1 protein-coding gene is annotated in these 1,406 nt (G+C 36.8%); it reads right to left on the bottom strand.

Translation table 11 applies throughout. From position 1 onward, the window contains the following. Positions 1-150 precede the first annotated feature (150 nt). Positions 151-1,266 carry an IS4 family transposase gene (locus PGC35_RS22020; RefSeq protein ID WP_191783586.1) on the bottom strand — a complete coding sequence of 372 codons (1,116 nt, stop codon included), beginning with the start codon at positions 1,264-1,266 and terminating at the stop codon, positions 151-153. Positions 1,267-1,406 lie beyond the last annotated feature (140 nt).

Genomic DNA, 1,406 nt, shown 5'->3' with positions numbered 1-1,406 from the left:
TCACTAGTGTTGCATAAATAGTGTCATAATTTTCAGTTTACTCACCTTCCCTGTTTAGAGGCAAAAAAGTAAATACCCAATCAAAGGTGGCCCCATCCATTTGGAAATTTATTTACAATTAGACTTTTGCAACGACGACAATTTGCATATTTAAGGGATGGCTTTTCCTTCAATCTTTCGAAGCCAAACATTCGCTGGTTTCCACAATGCAGCCCTTAGATAACGGCTAATCTGTAAGGTTTTTCGCTTGCTTCTGGTCTCGATTTGTACGAGAACATGTAGGCAAAAAACAATTAGTGCGATAAATACTTGATTTTGAATCGCCCATTCGCTTTGACCGTAGAACTTTTTGATGCTGAGATGTTGTTTGATCCATTTAAAAAACAGCTCAATTGCCCACCGTGATTTATACATTTCTGAAATTTCTTCGGCGCTTAAATCAAAACGATTTGTAATTAAATGAAGTTCATTTCCTTTTGAGTCAATCACTTTTAGAAGCCGAAAGTAATTTTCAGCACGGTTTTGAGTCGTACCTATCAACACCATTTGGTCTGATAAAACAGCTGTATCCTTTGGTAGCTTAAAATCGTAAACGTTCCGTATGACTGCATTTTTGCGTAGCCGTGAAAGAAAGAAGTAACCATCATCAGTCATGCGATCAAAGCGCTCGTAGTCTAGATAACCACGGTCAAACACATACATGCATTCCTTGTCATCCACCATGATTTCAAGCTGACCACGGTCATGTGCTTTTGCCGTTGTCATAACGGCCTTTTCAGGATAGGATATACCCTTTTCCATAAACACAAGGCGCAAATGTAACTTTACACCTGCTTTTGTTTTGCGGAATTTAGCCCATTTATGATTGGTCAAATTAAGTGGCAATGTGCTTGAATCAATGATTTTTAACGGCATCACGAGTTTCGTGTAATGCGTTTTGGCATGAATTTGTGACACTAAATCAAGAAAAAGCCTTTGAAATAGGTCAGGGTTTATGCCGTTTAACCGCCGTGACAACTGAGAAATACTAATAGAATCAAGGTCTATCCCTTTTTGAAGCTGGTCATCGAAAAGACAATCACCCAGCGCATGCAGACTTTCAATTTCTTGTAGCTGCGCAAAAAGTAGTAATTTTAGAAATGACTCTGTCGTTAATTTTTTCGTATAGTAATCTAATTTCATCGTTTTCACGTTTTCTTCAAATAATTGAAGATTTATAGGTGAAAACCATTGTCCAAATGAAGTTTTTCGTGTAATCTTGTCCATGTGATGGTCCTTTTTTAGTGGATTTGGACGGGTTACCACCTGACTAATCCATTATAAAGGACTTTTTCTTTGCACAAAATAATAATATTGAACATTTTGAGTATTTTTAATAGTGAATTTAAATTAATGCAACACTAGTG

This window comes from Psychrobacillus sp. PGGUH221, assembly GCF_042055255.1.
Lineage (GTDB): Bacteria > Bacillota > Bacilli > Bacillales_A > Planococcaceae > Psychrobacillus.
The sequence above is the reverse complement of the archived record's forward strand: the minus strand, read 5'-3'. Positions and strand labels throughout refer to the sequence as shown.